General features: G+C 64.3%; 1 protein-coding gene. It reads left to right on the forward strand.

Features of this window, described 5'->3' with window-relative positions; genetic code table 11:
* Positions 1-36: 36 nt before the first annotated feature.
* Positions 37-438 (forward strand): transposase, encoded by a 402-nt coding sequence (locus tag GEV06_28875; GenBank protein MPZ21856.1) that lies wholly within the window; start codon positions 37-39, stop codon positions 436-438.
* The last annotated feature ends 234 nt before the right edge of the window (positions 439-672 follow it).

The raw sequence follows: 672 nt of genomic DNA on the forward strand, positions 1-672 counted from the left end.
CCTGCTCAGCGCGATCGCCGGCACCAGACCAACGGGGTGCGCGTCCGTGTGATCGACTATCGGCTCGCGGGCGTGCCTGACGCCGAGCCGCGGTATCGGCTGATGACGACGCTCGTGGATCCGGCCGCCGCGCCGGCGCCGGCGCTGGCGGCCGTGTACCAGGAGCGGTGGGAGATTGAAACCGCGTTCGACGAACTCAAGACGCACCTGCGGGGCGCGCAGATTGTGTTGCGCAGCAAGACGCCCAACTTGGTCCGTCAGGAATTCTATGGCTTGTTGCTGGCGCATGTGGCGGTCCGCGGGTTGATGCATGACGCCGCTGTCCGGGTCCGGGAAGATCCTGATCGGTTATCGTTCGTGCACGCCGTGCGGGTCATCCGCCGAAAACTGCCGCGCTTCGCGGCGCTTCCCCCCTCAGGACCGCGCCGCCTTTCATGACGCCATACTGCAGGAGATTCTGGAGGAGCGCGTCGTGTCCAGTCGCCATCGCCATGTCCCTCGCGGCGTTAAACGGAAGATGAGCAAGTTTCCGCTCCGTCCCCGCGCCCGCATGCCGACCACGCGCATACGAGCCACAGTCTGTATTGTCCGCCCAAGCACTTAAATGAACAGTATTGCACCTAACTAGGTAGCAACGTGCGGGCATCCGAGTCCGAACAGACGCAAGATCTC

The organism is Luteitalea sp., assembly GCA_009377605.1.
Lineage (GTDB): Bacteria > Acidobacteriota > Vicinamibacteria > Vicinamibacterales > Vicinamibacteraceae > WHTT01.